This window comes from Cellulosimicrobium cellulans, from assembly GCF_042723955.1.
In the GTDB taxonomy this organism is placed as follows: domain Bacteria; phylum Actinomycetota; class Actinomycetes; order Actinomycetales; family Cellulomonadaceae; genus Cellulosimicrobium; species Cellulosimicrobium cellulans_H.
The window spans coordinates 1-23,315 of the sequence record NZ_JBHXIC010000069.1 but is presented as its reverse complement, the minus strand read 5'-3'; the positions used below and the strand labels follow the sequence as shown (position 1 = coordinate 23,315).

General features: G+C 73.7%; 11 protein-coding genes. 6 read left to right on the top strand and 5 right to left on the bottom strand.

The features are described 5' to 3' along the window. Positions 1-104: 104 nt before the first annotated feature. The 5 genes from ACFWH7_RS16230 to ACFWH7_RS16210 form a co-directional block, all read right to left on the bottom strand. Positions 105-4,088: a discoidin domain-containing protein gene (locus ACFWH7_RS16230; RefSeq protein ID WP_378217861.1), complete on the bottom strand. Its 3,984-nt coding sequence runs from the start codon at positions 4,086-4,088 to the stop codon at positions 105-107. Then, complete coding sequence (locus tag ACFWH7_RS16225) at positions 4,085-8,314, bottom strand: glycoside hydrolase family 97 catalytic domain-containing protein (RefSeq protein WP_378217859.1); 4,230 nt, start codon at positions 8,312-8,314, stop codon at positions 4,085-4,087. Before ACFWH7_RS16225 ends, ACFWH7_RS16230 begins: the two co-directional genes overlap by 4 nt. A 200-nt stretch (positions 8,315-8,514) precedes the next feature. Continuing rightward, positions 8,515-9,417, bottom strand: a complete 903-nt coding sequence (locus ACFWH7_RS16220) for a carbohydrate ABC transporter permease (protein ID WP_378217857.1) — start codon at positions 9,415-9,417, stop codon at positions 8,515-8,517. Then, positions 9,414-10,316, bottom strand: a complete 903-nt coding sequence (locus ACFWH7_RS16215) for a carbohydrate ABC transporter permease (RefSeq protein WP_378217855.1) — start codon at positions 10,314-10,316, stop codon at positions 9,414-9,416. Before ACFWH7_RS16215 ends, ACFWH7_RS16220 begins: the two co-directional genes overlap by 4 nt. A 184-nt stretch (positions 10,317-10,500) precedes the next feature. Continuing rightward, entirely contained in the window at positions 10,501-11,799 is a 1,299-nt protein-coding gene (locus ACFWH7_RS16210) for an ABC transporter substrate-binding protein (protein ID WP_378217853.1), read from the bottom strand. 370 nt (positions 11,800-12,169) lie between these two features. On the opposite strand from ACFWH7_RS16210, the gene ACFWH7_RS16205 reads away from it, so the two are divergent. The 6 genes from ACFWH7_RS16205 to ACFWH7_RS16180 all read left to right on the top strand — a co-directional run bounded on the left by ACFWH7_RS16205 (position 12,170) and on the right by ACFWH7_RS16180 (position 23,198). Next, positions 12,170-13,288 (top strand): ROK family transcriptional regulator, encoded by a 1,119-nt coding sequence (locus tag ACFWH7_RS16205; RefSeq protein WP_378217851.1) that lies wholly within the window; start codon positions 12,170-12,172, stop codon positions 13,286-13,288. Further along, positions 13,285-14,418 carry a substrate-binding domain-containing protein gene (locus tag ACFWH7_RS16200; RefSeq protein ID WP_378217849.1) on the top strand — a complete coding sequence of 378 codons (1,134 nt, stop codon included), beginning with the start codon at positions 13,285-13,287 and terminating at the stop codon, positions 14,416-14,418. The genes ACFWH7_RS16205 and ACFWH7_RS16200 overlap by 4 nt, the downstream gene beginning before the upstream one ends. Next, entirely contained in the window at positions 14,415-15,227 is an 813-nt protein-coding gene (locus tag ACFWH7_RS16195) for an ATP-binding cassette domain-containing protein (protein WP_378217847.1), read from the top strand. Before ACFWH7_RS16200 ends, ACFWH7_RS16195 begins: the two co-directional genes overlap by 4 nt. Beyond that, a complete protein-coding gene (locus ACFWH7_RS16190) occupies positions 15,224-16,432 on the top strand; it encodes a sugar ABC transporter permease (RefSeq protein WP_378217845.1) in 1,209 nt (402 codons plus the stop codon). The genes ACFWH7_RS16195 and ACFWH7_RS16190 overlap by 4 nt, the downstream gene beginning before the upstream one ends. Next, positions 16,432-17,559: a LacI family DNA-binding transcriptional regulator gene (locus ACFWH7_RS16185; protein WP_378217843.1), complete on the top strand. Its 1,128-nt coding sequence runs from the start codon at positions 16,432-16,434 to the stop codon at positions 17,557-17,559. The genes ACFWH7_RS16190 and ACFWH7_RS16185 overlap by 1 nt, the downstream gene beginning before the upstream one ends. Positions 17,560-17,771: 212 nt before the next feature. Next, on the top strand, positions 17,772-23,198 hold the full coding sequence (locus ACFWH7_RS16180) for a GH92 family glycosyl hydrolase (RefSeq protein ID WP_378217841.1): 5,427 nt from the start codon (positions 17,772-17,774) through the stop codon (positions 23,196-23,198). Positions 23,199-23,315 lie beyond the last annotated feature (117 nt).

The following is a 23,315-nucleotide window of genomic DNA, read 5'->3' as shown; positions in this document are numbered from 1 at the left end:
CACCCTCGCCGCCCGTCCCCCCCTCGCGCCGCCGAGTCCTCGCGCCCCCCCCGCCCGCCCGCCGCGCCCCCCCCCCCCCGTGCACCGGGGTGGGTCAGCCGTGGTCAGCCGCAGGTCGGCCGGCCGTGCTCCGGCGTTGCGATGGTCTCCCGCTCGTCGGCGTCGTCCGCGGGCGCGGCGGTGACCTCCACCGCGCCGTCGGCGTCGCCGCGGACGGCGAACGACTGGTACGCGTTCTTGCCGGGGGCCACGGACGGGAAGCTCTTCGACCCCCACGGCGTGGCGACCTCGACGTCGAGGCGCGCGTCGTCGTCGTTCACGACCCGCACCGCGACGTACGGCTTGCCGCCGAGGCACCGGACCTCGGCCGTCGCGGTGACGGCGACCGCCGCCGGCGACGTCGGGTCCGCCGCGCCGGGCGCGAGCACCCGCAGCGCGGTGAGGCCCGGGTCGCCGTCGGCCCACGACGTGCTCAGCGCGACGTACCGCGCCGTGCGGTCGACGGCGAGCGTGCCGCGGACGTCGCCGCCCCCGATCGTGCCGACGTCGGTGAAGGTCAGGCCGTCGTCGCTCACGGAGACGACCGACTCCGGCGCCCCGCCGCGCTCCCCCGGGGCGACGACGGTGCCGATCTCGCGCGGCGCGCCCAGGTCGGTGACCATGCGGCCGTCCGGGCCGGGGACCCACGTGGTCGCGGCGTCGCCGTCCACGGCGAGCGACGGCGACGTCATGCCCTCGGGCAGCACCGACGCCGGGAACGTGAGCGTGCTCAGCGCGCGGTCCGCGACCGGGAACGGCATCGCGTCCCGGAACGTGACGCGCGTGCCCGACGGCGTCGCCCCGACCGTGCGGGTCGCGCCCGTCTCGGCGTGGCGCAGCTCGACCGGTGCCCCGTCGCCGCTCACGCGGAACGAGCGGGCGTCGGCGACGGCGACCGTCACTCCCGCGGGAGTCTGCCCGGCGGGCGAGGCGACCGTCGCGCGCGGCGCGAGGACGACCGCGTCTCCCGCGGGGACGGTGACGTCGAGCGTCGAGGCCTCCGCCCCGACCGTCTGCGTGCCGGCGTACACGGGGACGGCCCCGCCGTCGTGCGGGACGGTGAGCGTCGTCGCGACGTCCGCGCCCGTGAGGTTGAACGCGACGACGTACCCGTCGACGGCGCTCACGAGCACCGCCGGGTCCTCGGACGTCGGCACGCGGGCCCCGGCCTGTGCGGCGGTCGCCGCGGCGTCGCCGGGGACCATCTCGACGAGCCGGGGACCGGTCGCGCCGTCCGTGAGCCGGACGACGTGCCGGGTGTCGCTCGCGCGCGACACGGTGACGGGCGCGTCCGAGCCGCGCACGACGAACCCGGCCTCGCCCTCGACGTTGAGCCAGTCGCCGTCGCTGCTCAGCACCTGGTCGCCCGTGTACCGGAACGACGCGGCGTCGTGCCACGTCTGCCCGTCGAGCGACGTCTGCACGCGGTACTCCTGCCCAGCGGCGACCTCCCAGCCGAGCTGCACCTGGCTCACCGCGGTGGGTGCACCGAGGTCGACCTGGACCCACGAGTCGGGCTTCGTGCGGTCCGCGACCGACACGGCCCAGCGGGTCGTGGCGGAGCCGTCGGTGACGGCGCTCGCGGGGTTCGAGCCGTTGGCGCTCGACGCAGTGGCGGGCTTGCCCGCCGCGACGTCCGTCCCCGTCGGGGAGAACGCGCGCAGGTGGTAGAGCGAGTAGCCGTAGGCCGCGTCGCCGCGCACGCCCTGCATGCGGACGTAGCGCGTGGTGACCGGCGCGGGCTCGTCCGCGCCCTCGGGCGTGAGGTCCACGGTGTCGAGGCGCGCGACGTTCACGTCCGCCGGGGCCTTGCCGTAGGCGGTCGCCGTGGTCCACGTGCGGCCGTCGGTCGACGTCTGGACGAGGTAGCGCGCGCCCGCGCTCGCCTCCCACGCGAAACGCACGCCGCCCACGGTGGTCTCCTCGCCGAGGTCGACCTGGATCCACGAGTCGGGGCGCGTGCGCTCGCCGACCGCGACGGCCCAGCGGGTCGACGGGTTGCCGTCGGTCACGCGCGCCGCGGTGCGGCCGTTGGCCGAGTCCTCGCTCGACGCCGTCGCGACCTTGCCGGCCGCGAGGTCGGTCGCGGACCCCTCGTCCGCCCCGTACGCGTGGAACGCGAACATCGAGTAGCCGTACTGCGGGTGGCCCTGCTGGCCGAGGAGCCGCACGTACCGCGCCGTGACGGGCGCGAACGTGAGGTCGTCGACGCGCGCCGCCTTGGCGTCCGCCGGGTCGGCGGGCCGGGTGACGGGGAGCGTCGCGGTGGTCTCGCCCTCGGCGGTCGTGTAGGTACGCGAGCCGTCGAGCCCGGAGTACCCGTTCATGTCGAGGTTGCGGACGGACAGGCTCGCGTCCTCCGTGCCGGCGCCGGTCGACGCGTAGACCGCGGCTCCGGTCGGGAGCGTGACCTGGCCCGCGTAGCCGTCTCCGACTCGGAACATCGACGACGTCCCCTCGAACCCGTCGCGCGGCCCGGTGTACGTCGTCACGTGCCGCTCGTCCACCGTGGCGCCGGTCGTGGGGTAGAGGTACGGCGTCGAGCCCGAGACGTGGAAGAGCCACGAGTCGTGCGACGGGACCCAGGGGAACTTCACGAACCCCTTGCGGCTCGACGCCGCGGCCCAGGCGTCCGCCGACTGCTGGACCGTCAGCCCCGGGCCGGCGCCGAAGTCGCGCACCCCGGCGAGACGCTCGAAGAACTCGTCCTGCGGCGTCGGCTCGACCGGGCCCTCGGGCGACTCGGCGGCCTCGACGTGCAGGAGGTAGGAGATGGCGATCTCCGCGCGCGCCTCGGGCTCGTACTTGGGCTCGCCCGAGAACTTCGCGAGCCGGTACACCGGCGCGTACGACTGGTAGTCCTCGAGCGCCGCGGCGAGGTTGGCCTCGGCGCGCGCGGCGTCGGGGTCGCGCAGCACCTGGCCGAGGAACGCCATCGGGATCGCGTCGCGGCCGTAGAGGAACTCGCGGTCGGCGACCATCGGCATGAACGGCTCGCCCGCGTCGGACATGACGAGCTTGATCGACTCCCACAGCTCCGCCGAGTTGGGCTGGTGCGTGAGGATCTCCGGCAGCGGCTCGTCGCGGAGCAGGAAGTGGATCGCGTTGCGGCCGCCCGAGCGCCAGATGTCGGACTGGTAGTGCGGGCCGAACGACCCGTGGTTCTCCACGAGGTAGGTGTCGTGGATGGTCTGCATGGTGTTCGTCGACACGGGCTTGCCCGCGACGACGGCCGGGTTGTTGCGGTCGGCCGTCGGCTGGCCCGCCGCGTTGCGGCCCCAGTCGGCGAGCTGCTCGGCCCAGCGCGCCGCGTCGGGGGCGTCGGGGGCCCAGGCGAGGCCGGGGGCGAGCGCCTGGGTGTAGACGCCGACCTCCTCCTGCGCGGTGTCGCCCTCGTGCTTGCCCGTCGGCCAGTCGGCGGTCCAGGAGCCCGAGAGCGGGTCCTTGCCGAAGTCGAGGTCGGCCGTGTACGTCGACTGGCTCGTTGCGATGGTCGTGAGGTTGGCCTGCGTCGTCGCGTCGAGCTCGTCCCACAGGAGCGTCCCGGCCGCGAGGAAGTACGACTGGAACGTCGAGTCCCAGAAGAGCTTCTTGCCCCACGTGCCTGCGGGGTCGACGAACCGGTTGGAGGCCGCGTAGTGCCGGATCGTGGCGAGCGTGTGCGCGCGGAGCGTCTCCTCGGAGACGCCCGCGAGCTCGGCGTCGTACTCGCCGTGGGTCAGGAGCACGGCGTTGCCCAGCACGACCGCGAAGTTGAAGTCCTTGAGCTGGTACACCCCCGCGGACTCGTCCCAGACGGTCTCGACCCAGCGGGTGTGGCGCAGGAGCGCGCCGTAGTAGTCGGCGGCGGTCTCGTCGGGCGCGCCGAACGCGGGGGCGGCGTCGCCCGTCGCCGCGACCGACCCGGCAGCGGACGCCGCGGTGGAGGACGGCGCTCCCTGTGCGACGGCGGGGGCGAGCAGCAGGGCGCCGGCGGTCGCGAGCGCGACGGCGGCGGTGGCGCGGCGTCGTGCGCGCCGGCCGGGCGGTGGGGCGGACGGGCGGGTCATGGGGCCTCCGGGCGTCGTGGAGCAGCAACGGTGCTGCTTCTCGGGCGGGTGGTGCGGGGTGGGTCGGGCGTGGACGGGTGGTGCGGGGTTCGCGCGGGGGAGCGCCGGTCCGAGGTCGGACGACCGACGCGCCCCCGCGCGGGTCGGGGGGCGCTGCTCAGGCAGGGCGGGGGGTGCTCGCGCGGTGCGTTCCTCTCGGGTGGTGCGACGTCGCACGCTGTGACGTGAAGCCACCTGACAGCGCTGTCTACGCGAGTATAGGCGGCGTTCTCCCGGGAGTGAAGGGAGAGCCGCGGACTTCGCCCGGTCGGCCGTCGTGACGACCGACCGGGCGGTCCGCTCAGCCGCAGTCGACGGCAGGCACGTCCACCGAGACCTGCGCGTCCACGGGTTCCCCGCCGATCTCGCCCTGCGCCGCGACGACGGCGGTCGTCGCCTCGACGGCCCGCGCCCGTGTCGCGAACGACTGGTAGGCGGACGCGCCGGGCGCCACGTCGGAGGCCGTGCGCTCCCCGAACGCGGTCGTCAGGGTGAGCGTCAGGTCGACGGGGACGTCCTCGGCGTTGAGCGCACGCAGGGCGACGTACGCCTTGCCGGCCAGGCACCGCGGCTGCACCTCGACCCGGACGTCGGGCGCGGGGGGGGGGGGCGCCCCCCGCCCCCCCCCCCCCCCCCCCCCCGGCCGCCCCTGACCCCCCAGGGGGCCCGGGTACTGGAGCGCGGCCGGTGAGGCCCCCGGGCGGCCGCGCGTCGCCCGCGCGCGCCGGCCGCGGCCCAGCCCCCCCCCCGGGCGGGGGGGGGGGGGGGGGGGCGCCCCCGCCGCCCCCCCCGACGACGACCCCGCGATCCGGTACGAGCCGCACGTGGTCCACGTTCACGTTGCCCGTGTCGCCGCGGTCGTAGCGCAGGCCGACGCGCGTCGTGCCCTCTCCCACGGCCACACGCACCGGCTCCGTGAAGCCCCAGCGGCGCCATCGGTCGGCGTCCTGGCCGAGGTTCGGGAACGGGACAGGTCCGGTCGAGACGCCGTCGACGGTGAGCGAGAGCTGACGGTCGAGCGGTGCGACGACCATCCCGTTCGCGTAGCGGAAGCTCACCTCGTAGGTGGTCCCCGCCGCGACGCCCGCGACGTCCACGGCGAAGGCCGCACCCTCACGGCTGAGGGTTCGCACGAAGCCGGTGCCCGTGTAGCCGGGGTGCTCGGTCGTGGTGATCGCACCCCCGCTCAGCGTGCCCGCCTCGGCCTCGAGCACGAGCTCCTCGCGCTGCGCCGCGACGAGTGCACCCAGGGACTCGGTGGCGGGTCCGGCGGGCAGAGCCGTGATCGCGGCGGCGGCACGGTCGAGGGCGCTGCCCACGGCCGCGTCGTCGTCGCGCGTCGCGGCACGGACCGCGGCGGCCAGCGGCGCTCGGACGGCGGACGCGTCGCGCGCCGCGAGGTCCCCGGCTTCCTCGGCCGCGTGCAGCGTGACGAGCACGCGCGGCAGCCCGACCTGCTCGCCCAGCCACGGCGCGACCGCGGCGTCGAGCGTCGCGAGCGCGGCGCCAGCGACCTGCTCGCTCGAGCGCGTGAGCAGGACCGTCCGCACGCTCTGGGCGGCGACCTGGGCGGCGCCCAGGTCGGCGTCGGCCGCCGCCGCGGCGAGCGCACCGACGCGCGTCGAGAGCAGCCCCGCCGTCGCGGGGTCGAGGTCGCCGTCCGCGCGAGCGCTGGTCACCAGAGCTTCCAGGGCGGCGCCGTCCGGGTACGGCAGGAGCGCTGCCCGGGCGGGCTCGTCCCACGTGCCGTCCACCCCGGAGACGGCGAGCTCGTTGTGCTCCGCGTAGGAGACGTCGGCCGCGTCGAGCGTGAACGAGAGTTCGCGGGTCTGGCCGCCGCCGACCCGCGCGGTCGTGCCCGCGACCGTCTCGCCGTCGAGGACGAGGTGCGCCTCGGCGACCGTGGTCCCCGAGTTGGCGACCTCGGCCACGACGTGCACGGTGCCGGTGGCCGGGTCGAACGTGGCCTCCGGTACGCCCGCGAGGTCGAGGCGGGCGCGCGTGTACGGCGCGAGCTCGGCGAGGTCCTGCGCGGTGGCGGGCCGGAGCCGGACCGCCTGCCCGCCCCCACCGACGAGCGACGCGCTGAGGACGTCCTCCGTGGTCACCAGGGAGCGTGTGACCTCGACCGCGGTGGGGTTGCCCTTCCAGCTCGCGTCCTGCGCGTCGGCCCAGACCTCGGCGACGTAGGTGACGCCGTCGTCGAGCATGTCCAGCGGGACGTCGAGCGTGCGGTCGACCTCGTCGGTGACGACGCCCACGTACCAGACGTCGCCGCTGCGCCGGGCGGTCGTCACGTGGTCGCCGATCCGCGCGTCCACCCGGGACTCGTCCCACGTCGCGGGCATCCCGCGCAGGTACTCGAACGCCTCCGCGTGCTTCGCGTAGTTCTCCGGGGTGTCCGCGAGCATCTGGAGCGGGCTGTAGAAGGTCGTGTAGAGCGCGAGCTGGGTGGCCGTGGTCGTCTGTACTCGCGTGCCGAGCTTCGCCGGGTCCCACAGCACGTCGAGCACGCCCGGCGTGTAGTCGGCCGGGCCGCCGATCCAGCGCGTGAACGGCAGGATGGTCGCCTGCTCCGGCGGGTTGCCGTTCGAGCCCATGTAGTTCTGCTGCTCCATGCCCGCGACGCCCTCGCCGGTCATCATGTTCGGCCAGGTGCGATCCTTGCCCGTGGGCTTGATCGCCTCGTGCGCGTTGACGGAGATGCCGTGCCGCGCCGCCGCCTCGACGACGCGCTGGTAGTGCTTGACGGCCTCCTGGTCGTAGTGGCTGCGGTTGACGCCGCCGAGCTGGAAGCGGGTCGCGTAGCCCGTCTTGATCGCGTGGATCCCCCACTCCTCGTACTGGGAGAAGATCCGCTCGAGGTTCTCGTCGTAGTAGTCGACGTAGCCGCGGGTCTCGTTGTGCGCGACGAACCCGACGCCCTTCTCGGCGCCGTAGCGCAGCACCTCGCCGAGGTCGACGTCGGGCATCGGCGTCGTGAAGTCCTGGTTGGTCCAGGAGCCCCCGGCGTTGGTGTTCCAGCCCTCGGCGAGCACGTACCGCGCCCCCGCGTCCGCCGCGAGGTCGATGTAGTCCTTGATCCGTGCGGTCGTGGCGCCGTGCTTGGCGCCCGCGGTCCACGTCGTGTCGCGGCGCTGGAGCTCCCACCACACACCGGTGTACGTCCCCGCCTCGATCCAGTCGGTCGTGTCGGCGGTGCCGTCGCCGTCGGAGTCGACGTCGCAGACCGCGCACGGCGGGTTGAGGTTCTGCACCAGGTGCGACACGGCGAGGTCGCCCGCCGCGCGGCCCACCTGGACAGTGCGCCAGGGCGTCACGACGTCCTTCTCGCGCGCGTCGAGCACGGCCTTGGTGCCGTCCGGCAACGCGACGAGCTCGCTCACCAGGGTCCCGGGGGTCGCCCCGCGGACGAGCGTCATGCTCGCGTAGTCCGTGAGGTCGGCCTCGTGGACCGCGAGGAACAGGTCGTCGCCGCGGGAGAGGGTGAGGGGCGTCTGCGCGTCGGGGACCTCCGCGACCGGTGCCGTCTTGTAGTGCTTCTCGTCCGCGTTCCAGTCCTTGCCCGCGCGGATGAAGTACGCGGTGAGGTCCGCCGGCAGCGCGAACTCGGTCCGCTCCGCCGTCACGACGAACGGTCCGCTCGCGAGCGCGTCCTGGCGGGGCAGGACGTAGCGGAACCCGACGCCGTCGTCGAACACCCGGACCACGACGTCGAGCGCGAGGCCGGAGTCATGGCGCGCGTGCACGGTCAGCTCGTTCGCGTGGTTGCGCACCGACGAGCTCGTGCCCCACGCGGGGGTCCACGTCTCGTCGATCTCGTCGCGCTCGACGGACTCGACGGTCATCCCGGCGGTGAGGTCGACGTCGGGGCCGCGCAGCACGAGGCCGAGGCCGGACGCACCGACGACGGTCGTCGTGCCGTCCCGGACGACGTCGTAGGTGAGGCGCCCGTCGACGACGCCGACCGTGAGGTCGAGGCTGCCGTCGGGCGACGAGACCTCGTGCCCGTCGAGCCGGTCGACGGCCGACGGGGCGGCGAGGCCGACCGGTGCGCCGGGCGCGGCGAGCGCGGGGGCCGCGGCGCCGACGGGCGCGACGAGCGCGAGCGCGAGGGCGGCGCCGGAGAGCAGCCGCCCGCGTCGTCGACGTGCGGTGGGTGGGGGGGGGGTGGGGTCGTGCGACATGCGGTACACGGGGCTCCTTGAGACGTCGTCGTCCTGGGGTGCCGTCGGCGGCCCGTCGTGGTGCGCGGGTGCCGCGCGGCGCGGCGGTCGCAGGGTGCGCGGCCGTCGTCGTGCGGTGGGTGAGGGATACGACGAGGGGCGGGCGGGACCTGGTGCGACCAGGTCCCGCCCGCCCCCCGCGAGCTCGGTCCGACCGGAGGTCAGCCCTTGACCGAGCCGGACATGAGACCGCCGATGAAGTACTTGCCGAGGATGATGTACACCAGCAGCGTCGGCAGGGACGCGAAGAGCGCACCGGCCATGGACACGCCGTAGTTCTGCAGCAGCGCGCCGTTCGCGAGGTTATTGAGCGCGAGCGTGACTGGCCCGTTCTGGCTCGAGGAGAAGAACACCGCGAAGAGGAAGTCGTTCCACGACGAGGTGAACTGCCAGATGAGCACGACCACGAAGCTGGGGATCGAGATCGGCAGGATGATCGACCAGTACGTGCGGAACATCCCGGCGCCGTCGACGCGCGCGGCCTCGATGAGCTCGTGCGGCACCGTCATGTAGTAGTTGCGGAAGATGAGCGTGGTGATCGGGATGCCGTACACGACGTGCAGCAGGATCAGCGACGGCACGCCGCTCGGGATGCCCAGGTCGAGCACGAGCTGGTTGAGCGGGATCATCACGGCCTGGTAGGGGATGAACATCCCGAACAGGATGAGCGTGAAGACGAGGTTCGAGCCCTTGAACGACCAGCGCGAGAGCACGAAGCCGTTGAGCGAGCCGAGGAAGGCCGCGATGATCGCCGACGGCACGACCATCTGGAGCGTGCGCAGGATCGCGGGGGACAGCGCGGTCCACGCCGTCTGCCAGTTCTCGAGGGTCCACACCTGCGGCAGCGACCACGCGCGGGCGGGCGACGCGTCGCCGGCGCCCTTGAAGCTCGTCACGAGGAGCACGTAGACCGGGATGAGCACGATGACCACGAAGAAGATCAGCGCGGCGTACTTCAGGGTGCGGCCGACGGAGAAGCGCTCGCGCGGTACCCGGCGCTCCGTCCGCCGCGGCGTGCCGAGGACGTCGGGAGTGGGGACGGCCGGCGTCGAGGTGGTCGTCATCGCTTCTCCTGTCGGTTGGTGCGGACCAGGTAGGGCACGATGACGACGGCCACGATGATCAGCAGGATCGAGCCCACCGCTGCGGCGTTGGCGTAGTCGAAGCTCGACTTGAAGACGTACATGTCGACGGCCGGCACCTTGGTCTGGTAGTTGGCCGGCTTCGAGATCGACATGATGAGGTCGAACGACTTGAGCGACATGTGGCCGATGATGATGAGCGCCGAGAGCGCCACCGGCGAGAGCTGCGGGAAGAGCACGTGCCGGTAGAGCTTCCACTCGCTGGCGCCGTCCATGCGGGCGGCCTCGCGCAGCTCGTCGGGGATGCCGCGGAACCCGGCGAGGAACAGCGCCATGACGTAGCCGGAGAGCTGCCAGATCGCGGGGATCGCGATGGCCGTGATGCCCCAGGTGACGTTGTTCCACCAGTTGTTCTGGAGGAAGTCGAGCCCGATGATCTGGAACAGCCGGTTGAGGCCGCTCGCCTGCGCGTCCTGGTTCGAGTTGAGGAGCCAGCGCCACACGACGCCGGAGGCGACGAACGACACGGCGAAGGGGAACAGGTAGACCGAGCGGAACAGGCCCTCGCCCTTGACGGGCTTGTCCATCATCCACGCCCAGAGGAAGCCCATGAGCATGGTCCCGGCGAGGAACACCACGGTGTAGAGGACGAGGTTCTTCAGCGAGTGCTGGAACGCCTCGCTGCCGAGCAGGTCGAAGTAGTTCCCGAACCAGACCACCACGGACGGCTTCTGCCCCGTGGCCTGCGCCGCGGTGTGGTTGTCCGTGATCGACGTCTGGAAGTTCGCGCCGATGAGGCCGTAGACGAACACGCCGACGAGGATCAGCGAGGGGGCGAGCATCAGCAGCGCTGGGCCGGCTCGTCGCAGTGACTTGAGCATGGTGGGTCTTCCCGGTCGTGGGGACGGGGCCGCGGCGCGGGGGGGGCCCGGGCGGCCCGGGGGGGGGGGCGGGGGCGGGGGGGGGGGGGGGGGCGGGGGGCCGGGGGTGGGGTCCGATCGCGCGGGGCCGCCGCGCGCCGTCGGGACGTGCCTGACGACGCGCGGCGGCTCCGGTGAGCGGGACTCAGCCCTGGTTGGCGGTCACGAGCTCGGACTGGAACGTCGCGAGGTCGGACGCGCCGGACGTGAACTTGCTCGTCGCGTCGGTGATCGCGTTGAGCGTCGCGACCGGGGTCGCGGCGCCGTGCGCCAGCGAGGACACGATGGTGTCCTGGCCGAACGACTCGATCGCGGTCTGCTGGTACTCGGAGAACTCCGCCGGGTCGGCGTCGGTGCGGGCCGGGATGGAGCCCTTGGCCTTGTTGAACGCGACCTGGCCCTCGAGCGAGCCGACGGTCTCGAGCCACGCCTTGGCGCCGTCGGGGTGCGGCGCGCCCACCGGGAGGGTGAACGAGTCGGCGAGGAAGTCGAACACGCCGTCGGTGCCCGGGACGGGAGCCGCGGTGAAGTCGGTGCCGAGGGCCTTGCCCTGCTCCTCGAACGCCGCGACGGCCCAGTCGCCCATGACGTTGAACGCGGCGTTGCCGTCGATCACCATCTGGGTCGCCTCGGGCCAGTCGAGCCCGTCACGGTCGGTGTTGGTGTAGCTCATGAGCTGCTCGAAGTCCTCGAGCGCCGCCGTCACCTCGGCGCCCGACCAGTCGGTCGAGCCGTCCCACAGGCCGTTGTACGCCTCCGCGCCGAGGTCGGCGAGCAGCACGGTCTCGAGCAGGTGGACCTGGGTCCAGCTGGTCGCGACCGACAGCGGCGTGACGCCCGCGGCCTTGAGCTTGTCGAGGTCCGCCATCCAGGCGTCGAGGTCCGCGTACTCGGCCGCCGGGTCGATGCCGTTGGCCTCGAGGACGGTCGGGTTGGCCCACACGACGTTCGCGCGGTGGATGTTCGACGGGATCGAGTAGATCGCGCCGTCGTCGGACTTGAGGCGGTCGACGAGGTCGGCCGGGAAGACGTCCGTGAGGCCGAACTCGTCGTACAGCGACGAGACGTCCTCGATCTGGGCGGCGTCGATGTAGTCCTGGAGCTCCGCGCCGGCGTGCGCCTGGAACGTGTCCGGCGGGTCCTGCGCCTGGAGGCGGGACTGGAGGAGGTCCTTCGCGGCCGAGCCGGCGCCGCCGGCGACCGCCCCGTTGATGAACTCCACGTCGGGGTGCTGCTCGTTGAACACGCCGACCAGCGCGTCGAGACCTGCCTTCTCGGAACCCGCGGCCCACCAGGTGAAGACCTCGACCTCGTCGCCGCCCCCCGAAGCGCCCCCGTCGCCGGTTCCCCCGTCACCGGAACCACCGCCGCTGCACGCGGCGAGTGCGAGACCCACGAGGGCGGCCGTCGCCACCGTCGCGCTCGTCCTGCGATCGATTCGCATCGTGATATCCCTACGCCTTCTTCGGTCGTGGGGGACCGGCGGACGACCACGTCGCACCGGCCGGGCGCACCGGCGCGCCCTCGAACCCGCTGCCCATACAACGACTCGTCCGCCTTGATGTCAAGAAATGAACGCAAGCGTCGCTGAATCGTGATCTTCACGTCAGGTCCCGCACTCAACCAGCGGTTCCGTCGAGTCTGACCTAGGGTGACAGCGCTGTCCAGTTCGTTCAGAAGATCGGCTCAGCGTCCACGCCCGGCCTGTCCCACCTGGACGGGGGCGCCCCGGCGGTATCCTGACCTGCGTGCGCGCTGACCGGGTGACCCCGGGCTCGCAGACTTCACTGCGTGAGGCCAACCGAGCTCGGATCGTGAGCGCCGTCCAGCAGCGTGGCTCCCTCACGCAGATCGAGCTGGCCGGCGTCACCGGGCTGTCCCCAGCCACCGTCTCCAACATCGTCAAGGAGCTCACGGGCGCGGGCGTGCTGCACACCTCGCCGTCCACGCGCAGCGGGCGGCGCGCGCTCCAGGTCACGCTCGCGCGCAACCTCGGGCTCGTCGCGGGCGTCCACTTCGGCACCCGGTCGATGCGCGTCGCGCTCGCCGACGCGTCCATGCGCGTCCTCGCGGACCAGCGCATGCCCCTCGCCCCCGACCACCGCGCGGACACCGGGCTCCAGCGCGCCGCGCTCCTCGTCGAGGAGATGGTCGCCTCCGTCGACGCCGCGCCCGACGAGCTCCTCGCCGTCGGCGTCGGCGTGCCCGCGCCCGTGGACGTGCGCGCGGGCCGCATCGCGACGGTCGGCATGATGCGCGGCTGGGACGGCGTCGTCGTGCCGGACGTGCTGGAGGGCGAGCTCGGCGCGCCCGTGACCGTGGACAACGACGCCAACCTCGGCGCGCTCGCCGAGACCCGGTTCGGGGCGGCGGTCGGGCACGACGCCGTCGCGTACCTGCGGGTCTCCCACGGGGTGGGCGGCGGGCTGGTCCTCGGAGGGCGGGTCGTGCACGGACGCGCGGGGGTCGCGGGCGAGATCGGCCACGTCACCATCGACGAGAACGGCCCCGTCTGCCGGTGCGGCAACCGCGGCTGCCTCGAGATGTACGTCGGGGCCGGGGTCCTGCTGTCCATGCTTTCCGAGAGCCGCGGCCCCCTCACCCTGCGCGACGTCATCGCGCGCGCCCAGGAGGGCGACCCCGGGTGCCGGCGCGTCCTGTTCGACGCCGGCCAGCACCTGGGGGTCGCGGCCGCCAACCTGTGCAACCTGGTCGACCCCGAGATCGTCGTCGTCGGGGGGCAGCTCGCCGAGGCGGGCGAGGCCCTGCTGGGCCCCCTGCGCACCGCGCTCGAGCAGCGCACGGTGCCGAGCACGGCGGGCCCTGTCCAGGTCGTCGCGTCCGAGCTCGGGTCCGCCGCCGAGGTGCGCGGCGCGCTCGCCGTCGCGCTCGACCTCGCGCGCGTCAGCGGGTCGCTGGGGGTGAGCGCATGACCGGGACAGGCGCCGCCCGGACGGGACCCGCCCGCCGTCGGGCGCGCGGCGCCGTGACGGCCGCGCTCGCGACCGTCGTCGTCGCGCTGCTCGCGCTCGCCGGGTGCGCGGCGCCCGAGGAGCCTGCCGGCCCGTCCGAGGGGACCATCGGCCTCCTGCTGCCCGAGGCGAAGACCGCGCGGTACGAGACGTCCGACCGCCCGACCTTCGTCGGCGTGGTCGAGCAGCGCTGCGCCACGTGCGAGGTCCTGTACGCCAACGCCGCCCAGGACGCCGCGAACCAGCAGCAGCAGGCCGAGTCGATGCTCGCGCGCGGGGCCGACGTCCTCGTCCTCGACGCCGTGGACGCCGTCGCCGCGGTGAGCATCGTCGCGGAGGCCCAGCGGCTCGGTGTGCCCGTCATCGCCTACGATCGCTTCGTCGAGGGCGCGAACTACTACGTGTCGTTCGACAACGAGCTCATCGGGTACCTCATGGGGGAGGCGCTCGTCGGCGCGGTGCTCGACCGCGCGGAGCAGGACCCGCCCCCCGACGGGCGACGGCCGGGGGTCCTGTTCGTCCAGGGCTCGCCGACCGACCCGAACGCGGCGGAGTACGCGGCGGGTGCCCACCGAGCCTTCGACGGAGAGGACATCGACGTGCTCGCCGAGTACGACACCCCCGACTGGAGCCCCGACAAGGCGACCGAGTGGGTCGAGGGGCAGCTCACGCAGTACGCCGGCCGCGTCGACGGCGTCTTCGCGGCGAGCGACGGCATCGCGGGCGGCGCGATCGCCGCGATGAAGGCCGCGGGCCTCGACCCCGTCCCGCCCACCACGGGCCAGGACGGCGAGCTCGCGGCGGTCCAGCGCATCGTCTCCGGCGACCAGTACATGACCGTCTACAAGGCGACCGCCCAGCAGGCGCGCACCGCCGCCGAGCTCGCCGTCCGCGTGCTGCGCGGCGACGACCCGCGCGCGACCGCGAGCATCGACGGCGTCCCGAGCCTCCTCCTCGCACCGCGCGCGGTCGGGGTCGACGACGTGCAGCGCGTCATCGTCGACGGCGGCGTCCACACGGTCGACGAGATCTGCACCCGCTACTACGTCGACGCGTGCGTCGAGGCGGGGCTCCTGGAGGCCGCCCCGTGAGCGCGCCCGTCCTGTCCCTGCGCGGGGTCTCCAAGAACTTCGGCGGCGTCCGCGCGCTCGTCGACGTCGACGTCGACGTGCGCGAGCACGAGGTGCTCGCCGTCGTGGGAGACAACGGCGCGGGCAAGTCGACGCTCGCCGGCGTCGTCGCGGGCGCGTTCCGGCCCGACGCGGGCGAGGTCCTGCTCGACGGCGCGCCCGTCGTCCTCGACTCGCCCGCGGCGGCGCGCGCGCACGGCATCGCGGCGGTGTTCCAGCAGCTCGCCCTCGTCGACGACCTCGACGTCGTCGAGAACGTGTTCCTCGGGCAGGAGACGCTGCGCGGCCCGTTCCTCGACGAGATCGCCATGGAGCGCGAGGCCTGGGGCCTGCTCGACCAGCTCGCCGCGACCGTCCCGTCCGTGCGCCAGCCCGTCCGCACGCTGTCCGGCGGGCAGCGCCAGGTCGTCGCCGTGGCCCGGGCCCTGCTCGGCGCGCCGCGCGTGCTCGTCCTCGACGAGCCGACGGCGGCCCTCGGCGTCCGCCAGACGGCCGAGGTGCTCAACCTCATCGAGAAGCTGCGCGAGCGCGGGCACGCGGTCGTGCTCATCAGCCACCAGGCGGGCGACCTCCAGGCAGTCGCCGACCGCATCCTCGTGCTGCGGCTCGGGCGCGTGCACGGCGAGTTCGCGGGCGACACGTCCTACGAGGACCTGCTGGCCGCCATGACCGGCGCGGTGCGGCCCGCTCGGCCGGGCGGCTCGGCGCGGCCGTCGACCGGACCGGGGCGCGAGCGGCGCTCCGGCGGCACCGGGGCGGTGCACCGATGAGCGTCCCCGGCCGCACCTCCGGCGCGGCGCTCGACCGTTCGGGCGCGCTGTCCGGCAGCGTCGTGCGTCAGCTCCGCGGCGCCCACCTCGGCATGCTGCCGATCGTCGGCGCGCTGCTGCTCATCTGGGTCGTGCTCGGCGCGATCAACCCGGCGTTCCTCTCGGCCGAGAACCTGGTCAACCTCACGCTCCAGAGCGCGCCCACGGGGATCATCGCGCTCGGGGTCGTGCTCGTGCTGCTCGTCGGCCAGATCGACCTGTCCGTCGGCTCCGTGAGCGGGCTCGCCGCGGCGGTGCTCGCGGTCGGGACCGTCAACCTGGACTGGCCCGTCGGGCTCGCGATCCTCGCGGCGCTCGCAGTCGGCGTCGTGGTCGGCCTCGGGTACGGGCTGCTGTCCACGCGCCTCGGGCTCGCGTCGTTCGTCTTCACGCTGGCCGGGCTGCTCGTCCTCGCGGGCGTGCAGCTCCGGGTGCTCGGCCCGTCGGGCTCGATCAACATCCCGTTCGAGTCCTGGCTCGTGCGCACCGTGCAGCAGGGCTTCCTCGCGCCGGCCGCGGCCTGGAGCCTCGTCGTCGTGGTCGTGGTCGGGTACGCCGCGCTGCGCGTCGTCGACCACCTGCGCCGCGTGCGCGCGGAGCTGCCGAGCCCCGGGCTGGGCCGGATCGCGATCCGCACCGCGGTCCTCTCCGCGGTCCTCGTCGGCACGGTCGCGTACCTGGGGACCGCGCGCGGGATCGGCTACACGGTCGTGCTGTTCGTCGCGCTCGTCGTGGTGGTGGACGTCCTGCTGCGCCGCACCCGGTGGGGCCGGTCCGTGCGTGCGGTGGGCGGGAACCGGCGCTCCGCGCTCCTCGCGGGCGTCGCGGTGCGGCGGACCGTCGTCTCGTGCTTCGTCGCGTGCTCCACGTTCGCCGCGCTGGGCGGGATCCTCGCGGCCGGGCGCCTCGCCGCCGCGAACCAGGGCACCGGGGCCGCGGACACCTACCTCACCGCGATCGCCGCGGCGGTCATCGGTGGGACGAGCCTGTTCGGCGGGCGGGGGAGCGCGTGGTCCGCGCTGCTCGGCGTGCTGGTCATCCAGTCGATCGCCAACGGCCTCACGCTGCTCAATCTCGACACGGCGACGCGGTACATCGTGACCGGAGCGGTGCTCCTGCTCGCTATCGTCGTCGACATGCTCATCCGCGGTCGACGGGAGGTCTGATGATGGTGATGCAGGGGGAGAGCGCGGGAACGCTCCCGCCGGGCGAGGTCCGGGTGACGGGGCCCGACGCCTCGACGGACACGGCGGCGCGCCCGCACGCGGGACGAGGGGGTCGCCGGCCGACCCTCGCCGCGGTGGCCGAGGTCGCCGGCGTCAGCCTCAAGACGGCGTCGCGCGTCCTCAACGACGAGCCGAACGTGGCGCCGCAGACGCGGGCCAAGGTGCAGGAGGCCGCGCAGCGGCTCGGCTTCCGCCGCAACGCTGTCGCGGCGGACCTGGCGCGCGGCGGGTCGTCGCGGCTCGTCGGCTTCGTCACCGGCGACCTCGCGAACCCGTTCTACTCCGCGCTCGCGAGCGGGATCGAGCGCGAGCTGCGCCACCACGGGCTCCAGCTCATCACGACGAGCTCCGACGAGGAGCCCGAGCGCGAGCGCTCGCTCACGGAGGCGCTCGTGGAGCGCCGTGTCGGCGCGCTCGTGGTGACGCCCACGTCGACGGACCACTCGTCGCTGCGCCGCGAGCTCGACGACGGCCTGCCCGTCGTGTTCATCGACCGTCCCGCGCAGGGCGTCGACGCGGACACCGTCGTCATCGACAACCGCGGCGGCGTGCGCGACGCCGTGACGCACCTGCTCGCGCACGGGCACCGACGGATCGCGCTCGTCGGGGACGTGTCGCGGCTGTGGACGTTCCAGGAGCGTCGCGACGAGTTCGTCGCCACGCTGCGCGGCGCGGGCGTCGAGGACCCGTCGCGGTACGTGCGCGACGGCGCCCACGACGCGGAGCTCGCGCACGCGTTCGTGGCGGAGCTCCTGGCCCTGCCGGAGCCGCCCACGGCGTTCGTCACCGCGAACAACAAGATCACGGTCGGCGCGCTCCACGCGCTGCGCGACCGCGTGGCCGCGGGGGGCCACGCGGACGTCGCGCTCGTGGGGTTCGACGACTTCGAGCTCGCGGACCTGCTGGACGTGACCGTCGTGGGGTATGACGTCGTCGAGATGGGACGCCAGGCCGCGGCGCTCGCGGTGTCGCGGGCCGACAACCCGGAGCTCGCCCCGCGCCTGGTCGTGGTGCCGACGCGGCTCGTGGTGCGCGGCACGGGCGAGATCCCCGGTCCCGGCGCGTAGCGGGGACGTCGCCGCGGGCGTCCCCGGGGCCGCCCGCGTCGCGCCGCCGGCGGGTCCTCGCCGAGCGCCCCGCGCCAGCGTCCGGCCGCGTTGACAAAGCGCTCCACCGCCACATAAGTTCAGGTCGCCCCTGACAACGCTTCCCCCCTGCGCGTTGTCAGGGGCACCCCTGCAGCCTGACAGCGCTGTCACGATCGAAGGAGATCGCGAGCATGACCAGACCACAACCGCCCGGACGCGTGGTGGCCACGCGCGCCGGCAGCCGCCGCGCACGGCCCCTCGGCCTCGCGCTCGCCGCGGCACTCACCGTCCCCCTCGCCGTCCCTCTCGGAGCCCTCACCGCTGCGCCCGCCGCCGCGGCCGAGCCGGGCGACTTCTCGTCGTCCTTCGAGTCGGGAGACCCGGCCGCGCTCGCCTCCACGGTGGCCGAGCGCGACGGCGCCCCCTGGCAGGCGAACGTCGGGTCGTTCACGAGCGGCCTCCCCGGCAGCGTGCTCGGGAAGCTCAAGGCCGTCACGGCGAGCGCCCAGAACCTGCCGAACGAGGGCGCGGCGAACCTCGCCGACGGCAGCTCCGGCACCAAGTGGCTCGCGTTCGCCTCGACCGGCTGGGTCCGGTACGAGTTCGCCGAGCCCGTGTCGTTCGTCGCCTACTCGATGACGTCGGGTGACGACGCCGCGGGTCGGGACCCGAAGACCTGGACGGTCGAGGGCTCGAACGACGGCTCCACGTGGACCCCGCTCGACCAGCGCACCGACGAGGACTTCCCGAACCGGCAGCAGACGCGCACGTTCGAGCTCGACGAGCCCACCGAGGCGTACACCTACCTGCGCCTCAACGTCACCGCCAACTCCGGCGACGGCATCGTGCAGCTCGCCGGGTGGGACCTCTCGGCCGACCTGAGCGCCGGCCCGTCGGCCGCGCCCATGACGACCAAGGTCGGCACCGGTCCGCGCGTGAACTTCACCAACAAGGCGGGCGTCGGGTTCTCCGGCCTGCACTCGCTGCGGTACGACGGCTCGCACCTCGCGGACGGCGAGACCCACGCGACGAACGTGCTCTACGACGACGTGGACGTCGTCGTCGGCGAGGACACGCGGCTGAGCTACACGATCTTCCCCGAGCTGCTCGACGACCTGCAGTACCCGTCGACGTACGCGTCCGTGGACGTGCTGTTCACGGACGGCACCTTCCTGTCCGACCTCGGTGCGCGCGACGCGCACGAGACCGTCGCGGCGGCGCAGGCGCAGGGCGAGGGCAAGATCCTCTACGCCGACCAGTGGAACTCCGTGCGGATCGACCTCGGCGACGTCGCCGCGGGCAAGACCGTCGACCAGGTGCTCCTCGGCTACGACAACCCGGCCGGGCACGCGGGGACCAAGTTCGCGGGCTGGCTCGACGACGTCGCGATCACCGCGAACCCGGCGACCATCGATGGCTCGAGCCTCGCCAACTACGTGGACACGCGCCGCGGCACGCTCGCGTCGGGCAGCTTCTCGCGCGGGAACAACATCCCGGCGACGGCCACGCCGAACGGGTTCAACTTCTGGGTGCCGTACACCAACGCGTCGTCGCAGAGCTGGCTGTACGAGTACCACAAGGCCAACAACGCCAACAACAAGCCGGTGCTCCAGGGCTTCGGCGTCTCGCACGAGCCGAGCCCGTGGATGGGCGACCGCAACCAGCTCACGTTCCTCCCGTCGACCGCGTCCGGGACGCCCGACGCCACGCTCTCGACGCGCGGCCTCGAGTTCGACCACGCCGACGAGCTGGCGCGACCGGACTACTACGGGGTCACGTTCACCAACGGGTCCGCGATCGAGGCGACGCCCACCGACCACGGTGCCGTGCTGCGGTTCAGCTACCCCGGCGCCAAGGGCCACGTGCTCGTCGACAAGGTGGACGGCTCGTCCAAGCTCACGTACGACCAGGCCACGGGGACGATCTCCGGCTGGGTCGAGAACGGCTCGGGCCTGTCCGTGGGCCGCACGCGCATGTTCGTCGCCGGCACCTTCGACCGTAGTCCGACGGCGGTCGGGACGGCGGCGGGCAACCGTGCGGACGCGCGCTTCGCGACGTTCGACACGTCGTCCGACAAGACGGTCGAGCTGCGGGTCGCGACGTCGTTCATCAGCCTCGACCAGGCGCGCAAGAACCTCGACCTGGAGGTGACCGGCAAGACCTTCACGGAGGTCAAGGCGGCCGCCGCGCAGGCCTGGAACGACCGCCTGGGCGTCATCGAGGTCGAGGGCGCGAGCGAGGACCAGCTCGTCACGCTGTACTCCAACCTCTACCGCCTCAACCTGTACCCGAACTCGCAGTTCGAGAACACGGGCACGGCGCAGGCGCCGGTGTACAAGTACGCGAGCCCGGTCTCCGCGACCACGGGCTCCGCGACGGACACGCAGACGAACGCGAAGATCGTCGACGGCAAGATCTACGTGAACAACGGGTTCTGGGACACGTACCGCACGGCCTGGCCTGCGTACTCGCTCCTCTACCCGGAGCTCGCGGGCGAGCTGATCGACGGGTTCGTCCAGCAGTACCGCGACGGTGGGTGGATCGCGCGCTGGTCCTCGCCGGGCTACGCCGACCTCATGACGGGCACGAGCTCCGACGTCGCGTTCGCGGACGCGTACCTCAAGGGCTCGCTCCCGACCGACTCCGCGCTCGAGGCGTACGACGCCGCGCTCCGCAACGCGTCCGTCGCGCCGCCGAGCAACGCCGTGGGCCGCAAGGGCCTCCAGACGTCGCCGTTCCTCGGGTTCACCCCGGAGTCCACGCACGAGTCCGTGTCGTGGGGCCTGGAGGGCCTGGTCAACGACTTCGGCATCGGCAACATGGCCGCCGCCCTCGCCGAGGACCCGGCCACGCCGGACGAGCGTCGCGAGACGCTGCGCGAGGAGTCCGCGTACTTCCTCGAGCGCGCCACGCACTACGTCGAGCTCTTCGACCCCGAGGTCGACTTCTTCGTGCCGCGGCACGAGGACGGCACGTGGGCCGTCGACCCGGAGACCTACGACCCCGAGGCCTGGGGCGGCGGGTACACCGAGACGAGCGGCTGGAACTTCGCGTTCCACGCGCCGCAGGACCCGCAGGGTCTTGCCAACCTCTACGGCGGCAAGCAGGGTCTGGAGGACAAGCTCGACCTGTTCTTCTCCACGCCGGAGAAGGGCGCCGGCAACGGCGGCATCCACGAGCAGCGCGAGGCGCGCGACGTGCGCATGGGCATGTGGGGCATGAGCAACCAGGTGTCGCACCACATCCCGTGGCTGTACGACGCCGCGGGCGCGCCCTCGAAGACCCAGGAGAAGGTCCGTGAGGTCACCCGCCGCCTGTTCGTGGGCAGCGAGATCGGCCAGGGCTACCCGGGCGACGAGGACAACGGCGAGATGTCGTCGTGGTGGATCTTCGCCTCGCTCGGCTTCTACCCGCTCCAGGTCGGCTCCGACGAGTACGCGGTCGGCTCGCCGCTGTTCGACAAGGCGACCGTGCACCTGCCGGACGGCGACCTCGTGGTCAACGCCGAGAACAACTCGGTCGACAACGTCTACGTGCAGTCGCTCGCGGTGGACGGCGAGGCCCGCACCTCGACGTCGCTCTCGCAGGCCGACCTCTCGGGCGGCGCGACGCTGGACTTCGTCATGGGCCCGGAGCCGTCCGACTGGGGCACCGGCGAGGACGACGCGCCGCCGTCGCTCACCGAGGGCGACGAGCCCCCGACCCCCGTCCAGGACGCGACCACGGCGGGCCTCGGCACGACGACCGTCGCGGACGGCGACGCGTCGACGAGCGCCGCGGCGCTGACGGACAACACGTCCGGCACGCGCACGACGTTCGCCACGGCGACCCCGTCGATCACGTGGGCGGGCAACGGCATCCGGCCGACGGTCGAGTCGTACACCCTCACGTCCGGGGCGAGCGGGACGGCGTCGCCGTCCGCGTGGACCCTCGAGGGCTCCGACGACGGCGAGACGTGGACGACGCTCGACGAGCGGTCCGGCGAGCAGTTCCGCTGGGCGCTGCAGACGCGGCCGTTCACGGTCGCCGAGCCGACCGCGTTCGCGCGGTACCGCGTGAACGTGACGGCCACCGCGGGTTCGGGCGCGCTGTCGCTCGCCGAGGTCGAGCTGCTCGCCGACCCGAAGGACTCCGGGGCCGAGGAGCTCACGCTCTCGGCGGCGCCCGACCGTGACACGGTCACCGGGCGCGAGGTCTCGGGCTCGTTCGCGACCCTCACCGGGGTCGAGGGCGACGTGTCGGCGCTCGACGTGCAGGTCGCGTTCGGCGACGGCTCCGAGCCGGTCGCGGGTTCGCTCCAGGCGGGTGCGTTCGGCGGGTACGCGGTGAACGCCGCGCACTCGTGGGCGGCCCCCGGCGTCTACCCGGTGACCGTCACGGTCTCGGGCGAGGGGATCGAGCCCGTCTCGACCACCTCGTACGTCTCCGTCTCGCTCCTGCGCGAGGGCTCCCTGCTCGGCGCGTACGACAACGTCTGCATCGGCGACCTCGGCACGACCGTCGGCTCGTGCGACGGCCAGGGCGTGTTCTTCGACCGGGCCCAGCTCGCGGCGAAGGGCTTCGTCCAGGGCGAGCGCGGGACGGTGCCCGGCACCGACCTCGCGTTCGACGTCCCGGCGATCCCCGCCGGCCAGCCGGACAACGCGACGGGCGACGGCCAGACCATCGAGCTCGAGGTCCCCGCGGACGCGGAGCAGCTCTCGGTGATCGGCACGGGCACGGAGAAGAACCAGCAGGCCCAGGGCGTGCTGACCTTCGACGACGGCTCGTCCCAGCCGATCGACCTGAGCTTCGGCGACTGGTCGGGCGCGGCGCGCAACCCCGTGTTCGGCAACATCCCCGTCGCCGTGACGGACAGCCGCCTCCGCGGTGGCAGCCCGCAGACCGGCACCCCCGCCGCGTTCTTCGCGACGGCGCCGATCACGCTCCCCGAGGGCAAGCGGGCCGTGAGCCTCACGCTCCCGGACCAGCCGGGCGAGCTCTCGCGCGACGGCCGCATCCACGTGGTCGCGGTCGCGCACGACGGCACGTTCGCCGAGCACCCCGCGCTCGAGGTGACGGCCGCGGGCGGTGTGACCCTCGCCGTCGGGCAGTCTGCGGACGCGGTGCTCGCCCAGGTGACCGGTGGCCGGGAAGGCGCCGAGCTCCGTGCGGCGGTCACGTGGGGCGACGGCTCCGACGTCGCGGCGGGCACGGTGACCGACGGGTCCGTCTCCGGGTCGCACGCCTACGCGGCGGCCGGGACGTACACCGCGTACGTCGTGGTCGACGACGGCTGGACCAGCCAGGTGGTCGAGGTCCCCGTGACCGTGACCGAGGGCCAGCCGACGCTCGCGATCGACGTCACGGTGAGCACGCGCTGCCTCGCCGGCAAGGCGTACGTCGCGGTCCGCGCCGAGAACGGCGAGGACGCGCCCGTCGCGATCCGGCTCGTCACGCCGTTCGGTACCAAGGAGTTCGCGGCCGTCGCGCCGGGGGCCAACGCCTACCAGTCGTTCGCGACGCGGGCGACGTCGGTCGAGGCCGGCACGGTCACCGTCGAGGCGACCCGCGGCGCCGGCGACGAGGAGGTGACGGCCTCGATCACGGCGGACTACGCCGCCGTGACCTGCGGCTGAGCCGCTGAGCCCGCCTCGCGCCCCGTTCCCGGGGCGGGCGGCGGGGGGGGGGCCCCCCCCCCGCGGGCGCGGGCGGGTCGTGGGGGCGCGCCGCCCCCCCCCCCCCCCCCCCCCGCG